The sequence below is a fragment of the Promicromonospora alba genome, from assembly GCF_042654905.1.
GTDB classification, from domain to species: domain Bacteria; phylum Actinomycetota; class Actinomycetes; order Actinomycetales; family Cellulomonadaceae; genus Promicromonospora; species Promicromonospora alba.
Map to the genome: position 1 here is coordinate 500,421 of NZ_JBHSFI010000004.1, position 15,758 is coordinate 516,178.

A 15,758-nucleotide genomic window follows, 5' to 3' on the forward strand; every position below is an offset into this window, starting at 1 on the left:
CCTTCGACGCATGCAGTCCACGCCGATCCGCGATGCCGCGCGCACGGCGGGGTACGTGCTCGACGACGCACAGCTGGCCGCGGCGGAGCACCTCGAGGGCCTGCTGGACCGGCTGGCCACCGACGCTCGACGCGGGCCTCGCCGCGTCGCGCACGGCGCCTATCTCTGGGGTCCGGTGGGCCGCGGCAAGACCTGGCTCCTCGACCGCTTCCACGGTCTCGCAGGTGGCCCGCGGTTCCACTTCCACGAGTTCTACCGCGCGCTCCACGCCGAGGTGTGGGCGCGCACCGGCACACCGGACGCGATGGACAGGGCGCTGGACGCCCTGCTCGGCGACGCGCCGGTGCTCTGCTTCGACGAGCTGCACCTGCACGACGCCGGCGACGCCATGCTCCTCTCCCGCGCCCTGCGCAACGTGCTGGGCCGGGGAGTGACCCTCGTCGCGACGTCGAACTACCCGCCACAAGGCCTGCTGCCCGACCCGCTGTTTCACGAGCTCGCCGAGCCGCTCATCGCCCTCCTGGAGGCAGAGCTGGACATACTGCCCGTCGATGGTCCGGTGGACTACCGCGGGCTCCGGGTGCTCGACGTCGTACCGGTCGCCCCTGGGTGGCGCGGCGGAGCCGCCGTGGTGCCCGGCTCCGCCCGGCAGCTCGCCGACGCCGGTCTGGTCCCGCCGAGCCCTCACGAGGCGGTGGACGTCGCACTTGGCAGCGGCCGGAGCGTGCGCGCCCTGCGCGCCTCAGCCGACGTCGTGTGGTTCGACTTCGTGAGCCTGTGCGCCGCTCCGGTGTCGGCACTGGACATGCTGTCGCTCGCGGAACGGTTCGGGCGGTGGGTGGTGACAGACGTCGTGCCGTTCGCCGAGTGCCACGTGAACACCCAGCAGCGGTTCGTAAGTCTCGTGGACGTGCTGTACGACCGAGATCTGCCGCTGGTGCTGTCGACTCCGGGCCCGCTCGACGAGGTGCTCGCCGTGCCCGCCGACCGCCCGTCTCCGCCCGATCTGGCCCGCGTGGCCAGCCGCCTGCAACAGCTCCGGCAGACTGCGCACATGAGTGAGCGCACGTGACGGGCGAGACGAGGGGCCGTGACCGGCTCCGGCAACGGTTGGTGCCCGCTGTCGCGACGGTGGTGACCGTGGCCGCAGGCCTGTCCGTACGGTCGGTGCTCGGTGGCGACCTCGCCAAGTACGCGGGAGATGCGCTCTACGCGCTGCTGATCTTCTGGCTCGTGCTCGTCGTGGCGCCGCGCACCCGGGCCTGGGTGGCCGCAGTCGTGGCGTTCGCAGTGAGCGTCGCGGTCGAGCTCTTCCAGCTGACCGGTGTCCCCGCGGAGCTCGGTGCACACAGCGTGCTCGCCCGGCTGGTGCTCGGCACCACCTTCAACGCGCCGGACCTGCCGTTCTACGCCGTGGGCGCCGCGCTCGGCTGGGCCCTGCACCTGGGCGCTCGGAGCGCCTGGGCGGCCCGACGGCGCCCCACCCCGCAGCCCCGCTAGACCGAACCCGCCAGCCCACGCAGCGCACCCCGGACGATCGCCCGCACACCCTCCGGTGAGAGGTCGCCGGACCGCTCCGTCCAGCGCCGCGTGACCGGCGCGAAGATCAGGTCCACCGCGAGGTCCAGGTCGACGTCGGCGTCGAGCTGGCCCGCCTCCTGTGCCCGGCGGAGCCGCCGCCGCTTGAGGTCGCGCATCGGCTCGTCCAGCCGCTCGCGGTAGACCTGGCTCAGCTCCGGGTCCTCGATGATCGCCGCGGTGAGGCCCCGCAGGGCACGGTCGAACGCGGGGTCGGCGAACTCCTCGACGGTGGCGACCAGCACTGCGGTCAGGTCGTCCTCGAGGTCACCGCTGTCGGGCAGGTCGCCCGGCTCCCCCGCACCGAGCGAGCGCTCCAGGACGGCGTCCAGTACCAGGGCGCCCTTGTTCGGCCACCACCGGTAGATCGTCTGCTTGCCGACACCGGCCTGGGCGGCCACCTTCTCGATGGTCAACCGCGCGTACCCGAGCTCGGCCACGACGTCGAAGGCCGTGCCGAGGATCGCCGCGCGGGTGGCGGGGTTGCGGCGCCGCCCGGTGGACGGCTGCTGTGCGGTAGGCATCCGGGCACGGTACCCCACGCAGAGACGAGACGTTGCGTATTGACAAGAGCGGAAGGGGTCTGTCACTCTCGTTGTCGAGACGCTCCGTCTCGACAAACTGTGGAGGAAGCACCCATGACTGAACCGATCACCACCCCGCAGCGCCGCACCTGGTTCATCACCGGGGCCAGCCGCGGTCTGGGCCGCGCCTTCACCGAGGCCGCACTGGCTGCAGGCGACCAGGTCGCCGCTGTTTCTCGCACGATCCGGGAGGACGACGACCGCGACGGCCTGCTCCAGATCGTCGCCGACGTCCGCGACCCGGCGTCGGTGGGCGACGCCGTCCGGCAGGCAGTCGATACCTTCGGATGCCTCGACGTGGTCATCAACAACGCCGGGACCATGTCGTACGGGTTCGTCGAGGAGTTCACGGAGGCGCAGGTCCGCGCCCAGCTGGAGACCAACTTCTTCGGCGCCGTCTGGGTGACCCAGGCCGTGGCCCCGGTACTGCGCCGCCAGCGCTCCGGTCACCTCATCCAGATCTCCAGCATCGGCGGCCTGGCGGGCTTCGCGGGCACCGGCCTGTACAGCGCGAGCAAGTTCGCACTGGAGGGCCTGAGCGAGGCGGTGGCGCACGAGCTGGCCGAGTTCGGCGTCCACGTGACGATCGTCCAGCCGGGCGGCTACTGGACCGACCTCTACACCGCGATGGACACCGCGACGCCGCTTCCCGAGTACGACGGGCTGCGCGACCGCCTGGCCGCGCAGTTCGCCGAGAACAGCGTCGACAGCGACCCGCGGCGTGCCGCCGCGGCGATCCTGGAGCTGACCGCGAGCCCCCGCCCGCCGCGCCGGCTGCTCCTCGGCGGCACTGCCTACGACATCGCGTTCGAGGTCACCGAGGAACGGCGTCGGACCTGGAAGGAGTGGGAGGCCGTGAGCCGCGCCGCCGAGGAGCCGATCCCGGCGCCGCAGGGGTAGCCGACGTGCTGTCACACGCGGGGCCGCGATGTCGTCGTCGGGGCAGAGAATAGCCGCTCCGAGGAGAACCGCATGAACATCGCCCTGTGGATAGTTGCCGGACTGCTCGCCGTCGCCTACGTGGGCGGCGGCGGGCTCAAGGTGATCATGAGCAAGCAGAAGATCGCAGCATCGGGGCCTGCGGCCGAATGGGTCGAGGACTTCAGCCCGGGCGCCGTCAAGGCGATCGGCGTCCTGGAGGTCCTGGGCGGCCTCGGACTGGTCCTGCCCGCCGCGTTCGGCGTCGCCCCCGAGCTGGTGCCGTTGGCCGCTCTGGGCCTGGCGATGATCATGGTCGGCGCGGCGGCCACCCGCATCAGCCGGCGCGAGTACCGGCTCGCGCTGGTGGACCTGACCTACCTGGTCCTGATCGCCTTCGTCGCCTGGGGCCGGTTCGGTCCGGAAGCGTTCGTGGGCTGATCCAGCCGCGTTGCGCCGCCTCCGACGTCGGGCAGCAAAGAAGCCCGGAACCGTTGAGGTTCCGGGCTTTCTGCATGCTGAGCCGCCTGTGGGAATCGAACCCACGACCTTCTCATTACGAGCGCGTCCCTGAGCGCTGCGGGCTGGAGTCTCCGCTTGATTGCGCGTGCATGTGGTGCGCTCGAACCACGGTGTTGCTCGCTAGGGGTGCGCGGGGGGTGCGCGGAATCGGAGCTGTCATCGCGGGTCTGTGACCCAACATGCTCCTGCTTCGGGGTCCCTGTTCCTCCGTCATCCGTTGGCGCGGGGCACGTCTCGGACATCGGTTCTGCCGTCAACGCAACAGGTCCCGCCCGTGCAACTCGTGGTGCGGTGGTGCTGGGTGTCGGCGGGACCTGTTGCGTTGCCGGCGGGTTCTCTGTCAGGGTCCCGGTGAAGCCAATGGATGGCGGAGGAACAGGGGCGCCGCGGCTCCCCTGCTCCTCTTGATTCCCGGGTGTTCGCCGGAGGCATCAGGATCAGGCAAGCGCTCCAGCGATCGTGAACCCACCGACCGCGATGCCAGCGATGATGAAGATCCAGCCGATGCCGCGCGTGAATGGGTACAGCCAATGACGGTGCGGCGCATCGGGGTTTTGGCGCTGCCACCTGAGCGCGGTCCTGACCATCGACTTGGTGGACACGATCAGGGCCGTGCCCATGACGACCGCGCTCACGGCCCAGATCAGAGAGAACAGCCTGTCTGCCATGCGCTGACCGTAGCGGTGGGCGCATGACGGCGGAACCGGATTCGTCCCGGGTCGTCAACAACGAGAGACGGTCTCGACCACTGGAGTCGGGACCGTCTTTGTCATGTTCCGGGCCGGTAGGCCGTCGAGGTGCGGTGGGGTGCGCGCAGGGCGCGAAGCGCCCGGAGCGCGGGGCCCCATCGCGGGCCCCCGCCGGCCGAACGGCCCAGCGCGGCGGAGCCGCGCCTTGAGCCAGTAAAGAAGTCCTCACGGCGGCTGACGCTCCGCTAGGTCCGACGGCATACTGTGAGCCGCCTTGACGTCGAGAATCTGGGAGCGTGGGGACGCGATGGAGTTCGGCCTGGTGCTCCAGATAGCGCTGTGCGTCGTCGGCGCACTGTTCCTCCTGATGCCGTTCAGCAACCGGAGGCGCTTCCGCGAGCAGGTGTTCCTGAACCCGGGCTTTGCGTGGATGGCCAAGAGGCGGCCGGACCTCACCGAGCGCGTGGTGACCTTCGCCACCGTTGCCTGGATCTTCGGCGTGACCGTCCTGGTCGTCCTGGGCTGGATCGCGATCCCGACGCTCCTTGCACCCGCATCGCCGTGAACGGGACCTACGGGATCACGATGAGGATGGTCTTGTCGTCGTGGCGCTTGGAGCGCGGCCAGCGCTGGCCGTTTGCGTCATCGTCCTCGGCGTCGTGGATTCGATGGAGCACCCGTTCGGGTCCGTGCTCGATTGCCTCGTCGTAGAGGTCACGCCAGGTCGTAGCGTCGGGGTGTCGTGCCGGGTCCACGCCGTCGCTCGCGAGTAAGAGCGCGGAGACCGCCGCTCGTTCCTCGGTGGTGCGGCCATGAGTCGATCGCGACCACGAACCGGTACCTGCACTTCCTCGGGACCGACGCCAACAAGGCAGGCCTGGACAAGCTGAATGACAGCCCGGGGAGCGCGGGGGGTGCACGCGATGAGCGCGAGGGGGCGTAGGACGCAAGAAACCCCGCCCAACCTCGGCGCATATGGCCTGGTGGGACGGGGTTTACATGACGGAGCCGCCTGTGGGAATCGAACCCACGACCTTCTCATTACGAGTGAGACGCTCTACCGACTGAGCTAAGGCGGCGTACGCACCGCGATCCGAGCAGAACCGGAAGGGTGAGCGGGCCTCACTGTACCCAATGGATGGCCCAGGTTTCAAAGTGAAACCGTGTGACGTCCTCAACCCGCCGGATTCGAGCCCCGGACGGTCAGCAGGTGAGGCCGTCCTTCGGGACGGTGCCCTCCACCAGGTAGTCCTCCACGGCCGTGCTGATGCACGTGTTCGACCGGCCGTACGCCGTGTGACCCTCGCCCTCGTAGGTGACGAGCGTCCCCGACGACAGCGTCTTCGCGAGCGACTCGGCCCACCGGTACGGGGTGGCGGGGTCGTTGGTGGTGCCGATGACGACGATCGGCGGCGCACCCTTCGCTGCCGGGTCGAACTCCTGCTCCGCCGCCGGGAACGGCCAGTCGGTGCACTCGATGCCCGAGTACCCGAACGACTCGCCGAGCGTTGGCGCGGCGGCCTCGATGTCGGCGGCGAGCTGCTGCATGGTCGCCATGTCCTCCTCGGCGCGGGAGTCGGCGCAGTTGATCGCGCGGAACGCCTCCTCGCTGTTGGACTTGAACGTGCCGTCCTCGTTGCGGTCGTTGTAGACGTCGGCCAGGTACAGCAGGTCGTCGCCCTTGCCGTCCCACAAGACCTCCTGCAGGGCCTGCGTGAGGAACGACCAGGATCCCTCGTCGTACATCGTCACGGCCACGCCGTAGAACGCGAGCTTCTTGGTCACGTCCCGGCCGGACGACGTCGGGATCGGGTTGGGCTCCGCGTCCTCGACGATCGCCTGGATCTGCTGCAGGCCGCTCGTGACGTCGCCGGTGAGCGGGCAGTCGCTGCTGGTCTGGCAGTCCGTCACGTAGGCGCGCAGGGCGCTCTCGAAGCCCTCTGCCTGCTGCAGCGCCACCTCGTCCGAGGCCAGCGTCGTGTCCAGTGCGCCGTCGAGCACCAGGCGCCCGGTCCGCTTCGGGAACAGGCCCGCGTAGGTGGCGCCGAGCTGGGTGCCGTAGGAGAAGCCGAGGAAGTTGAGCTTGTCGTCGCCGAGCGCGCCCCGGAGCATGTCCATGTCGCGTGCGGCGGACTGCGTGTCCACGTTCCCGAGGAGCGGGCCCGTGTTCTCGGCGCAGGCCTTGCCCCAGTCGCGGACGGCGTCCTGCCGGGCGGCCAGGCCCGCCTCCGTGTACGGGTAATCGGTGCTGAGGAACTCGTCCTTGCCCGCGTCGTCGTAGCACTTCACCGGCGTCGACCTGCCGACCCCGCGGGGGTCGAAGCCCACTATGTCGAACGACGAGCGCAGCGACTGACCGAAGCGGGCGGGGTCACCCACGAAGTCCACGCCCGACCCGCCCGGCCCGCCCGGGTTGACCAGCAGCGAGCCCACCTTCTGCCCCGAGGCGGGGATCCGCTTGAGCGCGATCTCGATGCTGCCCGCGCCGGCGTCGTGCCAGGAGAGCGGCGCGGACGCCGTCGCGCACTGGAAGCCCTCGCCGCAGTCCGTCCACTCCAGCGACTGGCCGTAGTAGTCCTCGAAACCCTTCGGCGCGCCCACCGTCGCCGAGCCGTCCGACTTGCCCACGTCTTCCAGCGCCGTCTGCACCTTGGGCGGTGCGCCACAGGCGGCGAGCAGGAGAACGGCGGAAAGCAGCGTGGCGACGACGGCCGCAGGCTGACGACGGCGGGCGGGGCGAATCACCCGGACAACCTATCGGTTGTGCTGGGTAGATTTCTTACCCGTTGGCGAACCGACACGCGACCCTCACGAGTCGAGCCAGGCCACCGGTCCGGGCTCGCCCTCCGCGGGACGGGGCAGGAGCTCGACGTCGCCCTTGTCACCCAGGATCACCGGTACGGGGTCACCGGTGTCGACCTCCGCCGGCGCCTCGACCACAGTGGTCGTCGGCACGTAGTCCATGGTGCAGATGCCGTCGCTGGCCGGCATGAACTGCACCGTGAGCACACCGTCATCGGCGGCGACCTTCGCGGACTTGCCGCCCGAACCAAGGGTCGCCTCCGGCTTCGCGAACAAGGGGCAGGAGCTGGACCCGTTGGTCACCACGTACAGCAGACCCTCCTCGGGAGACCACGCGACGCCGACCGGCGAGTTGGTGTTCCCCTCCAGGCCCGGTGGCAGTCCCCGCCCGGAGTTCCCGGCCGCGAGCTCCATGTCGGCGGCCTGCGGCAGCTCGCCGTCCTGGCCCGCACCTTCGCCGTCCGTCGGGCTGGGGCTGGGGCTGGCCATGTCGCTCTCCTCCGGTGCCTGGGACGCGGCGTTCGAGTCGCCCGCCTCGGACCCGCCGACGTCGGACTGTGCGCACCCCGACAGCGCGAGCGCCGCCGTCATCCCGAGGCCGAGGGCTACCACGCCCGCACGCGCCAAGGGCCGTACAGCTGCACCGGACCGGTCCGTCTGCCTGATCTTCATGCCCAGTTCCTTCCGCTCGCTGACACCACCAGGTGTTTGTCGCAGAGTTGCGACGCCTCCACCCTGGTCATGTGGCGGGCGCCACGTGTCTTGCACCCCACCCCATGATCCGTAACAGGTCAGGTGACCGGCAGTCCGAGCTACCGGTCACCTGACCTGTCATCGATCATGCGTGCTCGCGACGCATCACGCTCGTCGGCGGCTCACACGCGGGCCGTGGAGAAGCGCAGCTTCTCCGGGGTGGCGTCGGCCGCCGTCTTGCGCAGGAACGCCCGGCGGTGCACCGAGAAGGCGTTGCGGTCGTCGAAGAAGTCGCGTGCCATCTCGGCGAGCTCGATGGTCTGGTAGTACGACAGCGGGCGGTCCGTCGCCCGGCGCTCCGCGCGCGCGGCGAGCATCCAGCCGAGCGTGGCGGGCTCCTCGTACCCCTGGGCGGCGGAGGACAGCCAGGTGTTGAACTCGCCCCACTCGCGCGGCCCGACGGCGCTGATCAGCCCGATGCGGGCGGCCTCGGCGACCGAGATCGGCAGCTTGCGGTTCAGGAGCAGCGACGCGCGGTGCTCGCCCACGCGGGCCGGGACGCTCCAGGAGTGCAGCTCCGAGCCGTAGATCCCCATGTCGTAGTACGGGTTGAGGACGACGCCCTCGCGGGCGAGGGTCACGTCGGCGCAGAGGCCGGCCATGACGCCACCCGCGCCGGCGTTCGCGGTGAACGCGGCGACGGTGAGCTGCTCGGCGGTCGCGATGGCGAGGCAGAGCTCGTCGATGGCGCAGATGTTGTCCCACGCCTCGGCGGCCGGGTCCGGCGACGCGTCGACGGTGCCGAGGTGGATCCCGTTGGAGAACGCGTGCTCGGTGCCCTTGATGACCAGCACCCGGGTGTCCTCGGTCAGGGCCTTCTCGACGGCGCTCGTCAGGCGGCGGCACTGCTCCGTGTACATGGCGCCGCTGTACGAGCGGAACGTCAGGTACCCGACCGCGCCGTCCCGCACGTACGTGGACTCCGCCAGGGCGTCCGGGACCCGGCGGAAGGGTGCGCCGCTCGTGTCGATCACCTGGGCGGCCGGCAGCTTCGCGCCGCGGCGTCCGCTGAGCTCGGCGGCGTAGCCGACCCAGAGCGTGCCGACGCCGCAGGCGATCGCCACCGCGTCGAGGTTGCGGCCCACGACGGTGCCGGGCGCGGCACCGGTGTGCTCGGGCGACGCGACGGCGTCGAACACGCAGACCGACCGGCCGTTGACGGTCGCGGGGGCACCGGGCGCACCGTCGGCGGCGGCGACGAGGCGCTCCAGCTCGTTCGCGGAGCGGCTCCAGTCGATGCGGAAGTCCTCGCGGCGCAGCAGCGGCAGCTCGCCGTCGACCGGCACGATCCGCAGGCAGGCCTCCGCGGGGATCGGCCGCTCGCCGTCGGCGACCTTGCGGACCACCTCACCGATGCAGGCCATGGCGGCATCCGCGACGCGGCTGTTGTAGAGCGCGCTCTTCGCGATCGGCTGGTCGGGCATGTCGAAGACGGCGGTGGCCCACACCGGACCGGCGTCGAGCTCCTCGACGGCGGACAGCGCGGTGACGCCCCAGCGGTCCCGGCCGTCGCGGATCGCGTGGTCGAGCGACGAGGGCCCGCGGTCGCCCACGGGGCCGGGGTGCACGATGACCGTCGGCCAGCGGTCGTAGATCGTGTCCGGCACGCGGTGCTTGAGGAACGGGCACAGGATCAGGTCGGGGTCCGCACGCTCGACGGCCCGCGTCATGGCGGCACCCGACTCGAACGTCGGGGCAAGCTCGACTCCGACGTCATGCCCCTGTTCCCTCAGGGAACACCAGACCCGCTGGGTGAGACCGTTGAAGGCTGAAACCAGCAGGAGGATCCTCATCGGGCGGTGGACTCCTTGTCGCACGGAAAAGCTCTGGGGGCGTCCGCAGCCTAACCACGGACGCCAATCAGGACAATCTGCCTCGGTGGTCCAGCTTCACCCGCGCCAAATCTTCACAGGTCAAAGCTTCGCGTGTAGTGGCCCACCCGGCGGTCAGCCTTGCGGGCGCAGGGCTATCGCCATCGCCTCGAGCGCGAGCAGCGGGGCGACGTTGCCGTCCAGGCGGGTACGGGCGACGCCTATCGAGTCCATCCGCCGCACCGTCTGCTCCGGCGTGGAGTCGGCGGCCAGGAGGCGCACCGTCTCCGCCAGCTCGGCGTTCACGAGGTCGACCTCCGCGCCGAGCTGCACCACGAGCACGTCCCGGTACAGGGAGAGCAGGTCCACCATGGCGCGGTCGAGCACGTCGCGCTGATGCCGCGTCGCGCGCCGCTTCTGGTCGTCCTCCAGCTGTTTGAGCTGGGACCGCAGGCGCGGCGGCAGGGTCTCGCCGTCAGCCACGCCCAGGGCACGCATCAGCTCGGCCTTCTCGGCGGCATCGCGCTCCTGGGTGGCCGACACCGCCTCCGCCTTCGCCACGTCCACGAGCTCGCCCGCGGCGAGCACCGCGTCCCCGACGCCACGGATGCGCCGGGCGATGCTCAGCACCGCGGTACGCCGCTCGCGTGCCCCGGCGTCGCGCGCCAGCCGCTTCGCGAGGCCGACGTGGCTCTGCGCCGCACGGGCCGCACTCAGCGCGACCGCCGGGTCGGCTCCGTCGCGCCGTACCAGCAGGTCGGCGACCGCCTGCGGCGGGGGCACACGCAGCACCACTGCGCGGCAGCGCGACCGGATGGTCGGCAGCACGTCCTGGACCGACGGCGCGCACAGCACCCACACCGTGTGCGGCGGGGGCTCCTCGATGGTCTTGAGCAGGACGTTCGTGGTGCGCTCCGCCATGCGGTCGGCGTCCTCGATCACGATCACGCGCCATCGCCCGCCGGACGGCGACCGGGAGGCGGTCATGATCAGGTCCCGCACCTCGTCGATCGCGATGACCACCTTCTCCGTGGCCAGCAGCGTCACGTCCGGGTGGGTGCCCGCCATGGTCGTGGTGCACGCCTGGCACACGCCACAGCCGCCCTGGAGGCACTGCAGCGCCGCCGCGAAGGCGCGGGCGGCCACCGACCGTCCGGAGCCCGGCGGGCCGGTCACCAGCCACGCGTGCGTCATCGCCGTGGGGTTCGCCACGGCGCTCTGGAGCGCGGCGACCGCGTGCTCCTGCCCGACGACGTCGTCCCACACGGTCATGAGCGGTCCTCACCGAGGGACTCGGCGACGGCGTCGGCCTCTGCGACGGCTGCCGCCTCGGCGAGGGCACCGGCCTCGGCGACGACCGGTGTGAGGCCCAGCCGGGCCGAGAGATCCACCCTGATCTGTGCCTGGATGTCGTCGACCGGCAGTGCCGCGTCGAGGATCACCCAGCGCTCCGGGTCCGCGGCCGCCCGCTGGAGGAACGTGTCCCGGACCCGGGTGTGGAACTCCAGTCCCGCACGCTCCAGCCGGTCCAGCGCACCCTTGCCGTCGGCCCCGGCGCGCCTGGCCGCCGCCGCCGCGGGCTCGAGGTCGAGCAGGATCGTGATGTCCGGCCGCAGGCCCTTCGCTGCCCACAGGGAGAGGTGCTCCACCTCGTGGCCCGGCAGGTCGCGGCCGCCGGACTGGTAGGCGACGGACGAGTCGAGGTAGCGGTCGGTGATCACCACCGCGCCGCGGTCCAGCGCCGGCCGCACCACCGTCTCCACGTGGTGGGCGCGGTCCGCCGCGTAGATCAGCGCCTCGGCCCGCGCACCCATGTCCTGGCCGTGCATGACCGCCGCCCGCAGCTCCTTGCCGAGCGCGGTGCCACCGGGCTCGAAGGTGAGCACGACCTCGCGGCCGGTCAGGTCGGCCAGCCAGTCGCCGAGGAGGCGGGACTGGGTCGACTTGCCGACGCCCTCGCCGCCCTCGAAGGAGATGAAGTAGCCCGGTTCGTTCACGCGGCAACCCTAACCGCGCCCACCGACACCCACCGGCCGAGGGAACGAGTCGGGCGTGCGGGCCACCGAAGCGACCCGCACGCCCGTCGCGTGCTACTTGTTCGAGCTCGACGCCTTCTTGGCGGCCGGCTTCTTGGCCGGGGCCTTCTTCGCCGCCGGCTTCTTGGCCGTCGTCGTCCGCGTGGTGCGCTTCTTGGCCGGGCCCTGGGCGCGCTTCTCGGCGAGCAGCTCGATCGCCCGCTCCGCGGTGACCGACTCGGGTGTGACGTCACGCGGCAGGGTGCGGTTGGTCTCGCCGTCGGTCACGTACGGGCCGAACCGGCCGTCCTTGACCTGGATCGGCTTGCCGCTGGTGGGGTCGTCCCCGAGCTCGCGCAGCGGCGGGGTGGCCGTGCGCCCGCGCCCCCGCTTGGGCTGCTTGTAGATCTCCAGCGCCTCCTCCAGGGTGACCGTGAACATGGCCTCCTCGGACGGCAGGGTGCGCGAGTCCGTGCCCTTCTTCAGGTACGGGCCGTAGCGGCCGTTCTGCGCGGTGATCTCGTCGCCCGACTCCGGGTCCGTGCCCACCACGCGCGGCAGCGACATGAGCTGCAGGGCGTCCTCGAGCGTCACCGAGTCGAGGGCCTGCGTCTTGAGCAGCGACGCGGTCTTCGGCTTGGGCAGGGCTGCCAGCGCCCGCTTCTTCGCCGCGGCCGACAGGTCGGGGTCGAGGTCCGGCTCGGGCATCTGCTCCGTGACGTACGGGCCGTAGCGGCCGTTCTTGGCGATGACCGGGTTGCCGGTCTCGGGGTGGATGCCGAGCACGCGGCCGTCGTCCGCCCCCGCCGCGAGCAGCTCGCGCGCCTTGGCGACGGTCAGCTCGTCGGGCGCGACGTCGTCGGGCACCGAGGCGCGGGGCGGGGTCTTGCCCTCCTCGACCTCGGCCGCGAGGTCCTCGATGTACGGGCCGTAGCGGCCCACCCGCACGCGGATGCCCTCGCCGATGTCCACGGAGTTGATCGCTGCGGCGTCGATCTCGCCGAGGTTCGCCACGAGCGCGCGCAGACCGCCGCCCTCGCTGTCGACACCGAGCTCGTCGGAGGTGCCGAGGTTGCCCGGCGCCTCACCGAAGTAGAACTCCTTGAGCCACGCGACCCGCTCGCGCGACCCGGCGGCGATCTGGTCGAGGTCGGCCTCCATGGTGGCCGTGAAGTCGTAGTCGACCAGCCGGTCGAAGTGCTCCTCCAGCAGGCGGATCACCGCGAACGCGAGCCACGTCGGCACCAGCGCCTGGCCACGCGTGATCACGTAGCCGCGGTCCTGGATGGTCGAGATGGTCGCGGCGTACGTGGAGGGGCGGCCGATCCCGCGCTCCTCCAGCGCCTTGACCAGCGACGCCTCCGTGTAGCGCGCGGGCGGCGCCGTGGAGTGGCCGTCGGCGGCGAGGTCGGTACCGACCAGCGCGTCGCCCTCGGACATCGTCGGGAGGCGCGTCTCCTTCGCCGCCGCGGCGCCCTCGGCCGCCTCGGTGTCGGCGTCCGCGCTCTCCTCGTAGGCCGCGAGGAACCCGCGGAACGAGATCACCGTGCCCGACGCCGAGAACACCGCCTCGTTGCCGTCCTGCTCGCCGCCCACGACCACCGCGCCGAGCCGGACGGACGCCGTCGAGCCCTTCGCGTCGGCCATCTGCGACGCGACGGTGCGCTTCCAGATCAGCTCGTAGAGCCGGAACTGGTCACCGCTCAGCTCACCCGCGACCTGCGCGGGGGTGCGGAACGAGTCGCCCGCGGGGCGGATCGCCTCGTGCGCCTCCTGGGCACCCTTCGACTTGGACTGGTAGAGGCGGGGCGCGCCCGGCACGTACTCGGGGCCGTACAGCTCGGCCGCCTGGCGGCGCGCGGCGTTCGTGGCCTCCGACGACAGCGACGGGCTGTCGGTTCGCATGTAGGTGATGTAGCCGTTCTCGTACAGACCCTGCGCGGTACGCATCGCCTGACGCGACGACATCCGCAGCTTGCGGCCCGCCTCCTGCTGCATGGTGGAGGTGGTGAACGGCGCCGCGGGACGGCGCGTGTACGGCTTGGTCTCCAGGCTGCGGACGGAGAAGTCGGCGGCCTGGAGCCCGGAGACGACGGCGGTGGCGGTGGCCTCGTCGAGCTGCACCACGCCCGTACGGACCTTGAGCCGACCGCGGTCGTCGAAGTCACGGCCCGAGGCGACCTTGGCGCCGGCCAGCTGGGTGAGCCGGGCGCGGAAGGAGGGCTGGCCGGAGGCCGCGCCGCCGTCGTCCGAGACCGCGAAGGTGCCCGCGACGTCCCAGTAGTCCGCTGAGACGAACGCCATACGCTCGCGTTCCCGCTCGACCACCAGACGCGTCGCGACCGACTGCACGCGGCCGGCGGAAAGGCCCTGGCGCACCTTGCGCCACAGCACCGGCGACACCTCGTAGCCGTACAGGCGGTCGAGGATGCGCCGGGTCTCCTGGGCGTCCACGAGGTCCTGGTCCAGCTCCCGGGTGTTCTCCAGGGCGCGGAGGATCGCGTCGCGGGTGATCTCGTGGAACACCATGCGCTTGACCGGGACCTTGGGCTTGAGCTCCTGGATCAGGTGCCAGGCGATGGCCTCGCCCTCGCGGTCCTCATCGGTCGCGAGGAAGAGCTCGTCGGCGTCCTTCAGGGCCTTCTTGAGCTCGCTGACCTTCTTCTTCTTGTCGGCGTGGACCACGTAGTACGGGTCGAACCCGTTGTCGACATCGACCGAGAACTTGCCGTACGGGCCCTTCTTCATCTCCGCCGGCAGGTCCTTGGGCTGCGGGAGGTCGCGAATATGCCCGACGCTGGCTTCGACCTCGTAGTCGTCGCCGAGGTAGCTCTGGATCTTTCGAGCCTTCGTGGGCGACTCCACGATCACGAGCTTGCGTGCCTGGGACATCCGGTCCTGCCTGCTTCCTGCGGGTCTGGGGAGGGCGTCTAGCGCCGTCGGAGAGTTCACGGTACGCCAGACACAACGGCTCGCACCCTATCCGGGCCGACCGCCGGTTGCCCGGCGGTCCCGCATGACCGTGGTGATTTTCACCCGTGGCGTGATGAACCAGGTGATGGGACGTGATGAACCGCGGAGCGTTACATCGGACACACCGTCTCTTCAGCAGGCTCGCCTACGGTGGGGACCATGACGGACCAGACCCTGCCGCTGCCCGACCATCGGGAGGAGAGCAGCACCAACTACGCGGGTCCCCGGATACCGCGGCGCCGGCCCCGGCCGGCACCCCGTATCACCGCCGTGGTCGTGGCGGCGCTCGCGCTCTGGGCGGTGTGGTTGACGTGGGACACGTTCGTCGCGTCGCCCCTCGGTCAGCGCGCGGACCAGCTCGCGCTCGAGGGGGCCGCCCGCGGCCAGAACACCCTCTGGGAGCTCGCGGAACCGGTGCTCGGAGTGGTGTCGAACTCGTTCATCGGTCTGGGCCTGGCGGCCGCCGTGATCCTCGCGCTGGCCCGCGGCCGCTGGTGGCTCGCCGTGCAGGTCGCGATCCTGGTGGGCGGCTCGAACCTCACCACGCAGGTGCTCAAGCACGCGGTGCTCGACAGGCCCGCGCTGCTCGACGTCCCGCGAGCGGACATCAACACCCTGCCCAGCGGGCACACGACGGTAGCGGCGTCCATCGCGGTGGGGCTGCTCATCGCCGTCCCCCGGCGCTGGCGCCCGGTGGTGGCGGTGGCCGGCGCGGCCTACACCGCGGCCACCGGTGTCTCGACGCTGATCGGCCAGTGGCACCGACCCTCCGACGTCGTCGCCGCCATCCTCGTGGTGCTCGCCTGGGGTGCCGGGGTGTGCGCGCTGAGCTCGCCGTCGTCCCTGGACGCGCCGCAGGACGGACCGCAGCGCGGGACGTCCGGCGCTGCCGCACTGCTGCTGCTCGGCGCGGCCGGCACGGGAGCGCTCGCGGTCGGTGCGCTGGGCAGCGTGCGGGGCGACGGATGGGGCCTGCCGCTGGGTGGGGACCTGACCGCCTACATGGGCGGGATGCTCGGCGTGGTGGCGGTGACGCTCGGCGCGTTCGCGCTCTTGCTCCTGGTCCGCCAGTCGACGGCGCGCCCGTAAGACGCCCGGCTGTCGAAGTAGAGC

The 15,758-nt window shown here is 71.3% G+C and carries 15 protein-coding genes and 1 tRNA gene; 6 read left to right on the forward strand and 10 right to left on the reverse strand.

Annotation, left to right across the window (positions count from 1 at the left end; translation table 11 throughout):
* Window positions 1-10 precede the first annotated feature (10 nt).
* Both zapE and ACFO6V_RS13225 read left to right on the forward strand, forming a co-directional pair.
* Window positions 11-1,072, forward strand: a complete 1,062-nt coding sequence (zapE, locus tag ACFO6V_RS13220) for a cell division protein ZapE (RefSeq protein ID WP_377136060.1) — start codon at window positions 11-13, stop codon at window positions 1,070-1,072.
* 41 nt (window positions 1,073-1,113) lie between these two features.
* The gene (locus tag ACFO6V_RS13225) at window positions 1,114-1,500 is read left to right on the forward strand and encodes a ribosomal maturation YjgA family protein (protein ID WP_377136062.1); all 387 of its coding nucleotides are present in this window, start codon (window positions 1,114-1,116) and stop codon (window positions 1,498-1,500) included.
* On the opposite strand, the gene ACFO6V_RS13230 is transcribed toward ACFO6V_RS13225, so the two are convergent.
* Window positions 1,497-2,102, reverse strand: a complete 606-nt coding sequence (locus ACFO6V_RS13230) for a TetR/AcrR family transcriptional regulator (protein WP_377136064.1) — start codon at window positions 2,100-2,102, stop codon at window positions 1,497-1,499. The genes ACFO6V_RS13225 and ACFO6V_RS13230 overlap by 4 nt on opposite strands.
* 114 nt (window positions 2,103-2,216) lie before the next feature.
* Here ACFO6V_RS13230 and ACFO6V_RS13235 point away from each other — a divergent pair, with 114 nt between their 5' ends.
* Both ACFO6V_RS13235 and ACFO6V_RS13240 read left to right on the forward strand, forming a co-directional pair.
* Complete coding sequence (locus ACFO6V_RS13235) at window positions 2,217-3,062, forward strand: SDR family NAD(P)-dependent oxidoreductase (RefSeq protein ID WP_377136066.1); 846 nt, start codon at window positions 2,217-2,219, stop codon at window positions 3,060-3,062.
* 72 nt (window positions 3,063-3,134) lie between these two features.
* A complete protein-coding gene (locus ACFO6V_RS13240; RefSeq protein ID WP_377136068.1) occupies window positions 3,135-3,521 on the forward strand; it encodes a DoxX family protein in 387 nt (128 codons plus the stop codon).
* A gap of 518 nt (window positions 3,522-4,039) precedes the next feature.
* On the opposite strand, the gene ACFO6V_RS13245 is transcribed toward ACFO6V_RS13240, so the two are convergent.
* A complete protein-coding gene (locus ACFO6V_RS13245; RefSeq protein WP_377136070.1) occupies window positions 4,040-4,270 on the reverse strand; it encodes a hypothetical protein in 231 nt (76 codons plus the stop codon).
* 295 nt (window positions 4,271-4,565) lie between these two features.
* On the opposite strand from ACFO6V_RS13245, the gene ACFO6V_RS13250 reads away from it, so the two are divergent.
* Window positions 4,566-4,856: a hypothetical protein gene (locus tag ACFO6V_RS13250; RefSeq protein WP_377136072.1), complete on the forward strand. Its 291-nt coding sequence runs from the start codon at window positions 4,566-4,568 to the stop codon at window positions 4,854-4,856.
* 7 nt (window positions 4,857-4,863) lie between these two features.
* Here the strand turns inward: ACFO6V_RS13250 and ACFO6V_RS13255 are convergent, their stop codons facing one another.
* From ACFO6V_RS13255 to topA, 8 genes are all read right to left on the reverse strand, one after another.
* Window positions 4,864-5,046: a hypothetical protein gene (locus ACFO6V_RS13255; RefSeq protein ID WP_377136074.1), complete on the reverse strand. Its 183-nt coding sequence runs from the start codon at window positions 5,044-5,046 to the stop codon at window positions 4,864-4,866.
* Between the two features lie 251 nt (window positions 5,047-5,297).
* Window positions 5,298-5,370, reverse strand: a tRNA-Thr gene (locus tag ACFO6V_RS13260).
* Between the two features lie 124 nt (window positions 5,371-5,494).
* A complete protein-coding gene (locus ACFO6V_RS13265) occupies window positions 5,495-7,036 on the reverse strand; it encodes an alpha/beta hydrolase (protein WP_377136076.1) in 1,542 nt (513 codons plus the stop codon).
* A gap of 63 nt (window positions 7,037-7,099) precedes the next feature.
* Window positions 7,100-7,765, reverse strand: coding sequence for a hypothetical protein (locus tag ACFO6V_RS13270; protein ID WP_377136078.1), 666 nt, complete (start codon window positions 7,763-7,765; stop codon window positions 7,100-7,102).
* A 203-nt stretch (window positions 7,766-7,968) separates the two neighbouring features.
* Entirely contained in the window at window positions 7,969-9,639 is a 1,671-nt protein-coding gene (locus ACFO6V_RS13275) for an enoyl-CoA hydratase-related protein (RefSeq protein WP_377136080.1), read from the reverse strand.
* Window positions 9,640-9,792: 153 nt separating this feature from the next.
* On the reverse strand, window positions 9,793-10,929 hold the full coding sequence (locus ACFO6V_RS13280) for a DNA polymerase III subunit delta' (protein WP_377136082.1): 1,137 nt from the start codon (window positions 10,927-10,929) through the stop codon (window positions 9,793-9,795).
* Entirely contained in the window at window positions 10,926-11,654 is a 729-nt protein-coding gene (tmk, locus tag ACFO6V_RS13285; protein WP_377136084.1) for a dTMP kinase, read from the reverse strand. The genes ACFO6V_RS13280 and tmk overlap by 4 nt, the downstream gene beginning before the upstream one ends.
* Before the next feature lie 93 nt (window positions 11,655-11,747).
* Window positions 11,748-14,564 carry a type I DNA topoisomerase gene (gene topA, locus ACFO6V_RS13290; RefSeq protein WP_377136086.1) on the reverse strand — a complete coding sequence of 939 codons (2,817 nt, stop codon included), beginning with the start codon at window positions 14,562-14,564 and terminating at the stop codon, window positions 11,748-11,750.
* A gap of 240 nt (window positions 14,565-14,804) precedes the next feature.
* Here topA and ACFO6V_RS13295 point away from each other — a divergent pair, with 240 nt between their 5' ends.
* Window positions 14,805-15,734: a phosphatase PAP2 family protein gene (locus ACFO6V_RS13295; protein WP_377136088.1), complete on the forward strand. Its 930-nt coding sequence runs from the start codon at window positions 14,805-14,807 to the stop codon at window positions 15,732-15,734.
* The last annotated feature ends 24 nt before the right edge of the window (window positions 15,735-15,758 follow it).

Coding starts and splice junctions, on each gene's coding strand:
- zapE (WP_377136060.1), top strand. CDS start 11: ATGCAGTCCACGCCGATCCGCGATGCCGCGCGCACGGCGGGGTACGTG.
- ACFO6V_RS13230 (WP_377136064.1), bottom strand. CDS start 2,102: ATGCCTACCGCACAGCAGCCGTCCACCGGGCGGCGCCGCAACCCCGCC.
- ACFO6V_RS13235 (WP_377136066.1), top strand. CDS start 2,217: ATGACTGAACCGATCACCACCCCGCAGCGCCGCACCTGGTTCATCACC.
- ACFO6V_RS13240 (WP_377136068.1), top strand. CDS start 3,135: ATGAACATCGCCCTGTGGATAGTTGCCGGACTGCTCGCCGTCGCCTAC.
- ACFO6V_RS13245 (WP_377136070.1), bottom strand. CDS start 4,270: ATGGCAGACAGGCTGTTCTCTCTGATCTGGGCCGTGAGCGCGGTCGTC.
- ACFO6V_RS13270 (WP_377136078.1), bottom strand. CDS start 7,765: ATGAAGATCAGGCAGACGGACCGGTCCGGTGCAGCTGTACGGCCCTTG.
- ACFO6V_RS13275 (WP_377136080.1), bottom strand. CDS start 9,639: ATGAGGATCCTCCTGCTGGTTTCAGCCTTCAACGGTCTCACCCAGCGG.
- ACFO6V_RS13280 (WP_377136082.1), bottom strand. CDS start 10,929: ATGACCGTGTGGGACGACGTCGTCGGGCAGGAGCACGCGGTCGCCGCG.
- topA (WP_377136086.1), bottom strand. CDS start 14,564: ATGTCCCAGGCACGCAAGCTCGTGATCGTGGAGTCGCCCACGAAGGCT.
- ACFO6V_RS13295 (WP_377136088.1), top strand. CDS start 14,805: ATGACGGACCAGACCCTGCCGCTGCCCGACCATCGGGAGGAGAGCAGC.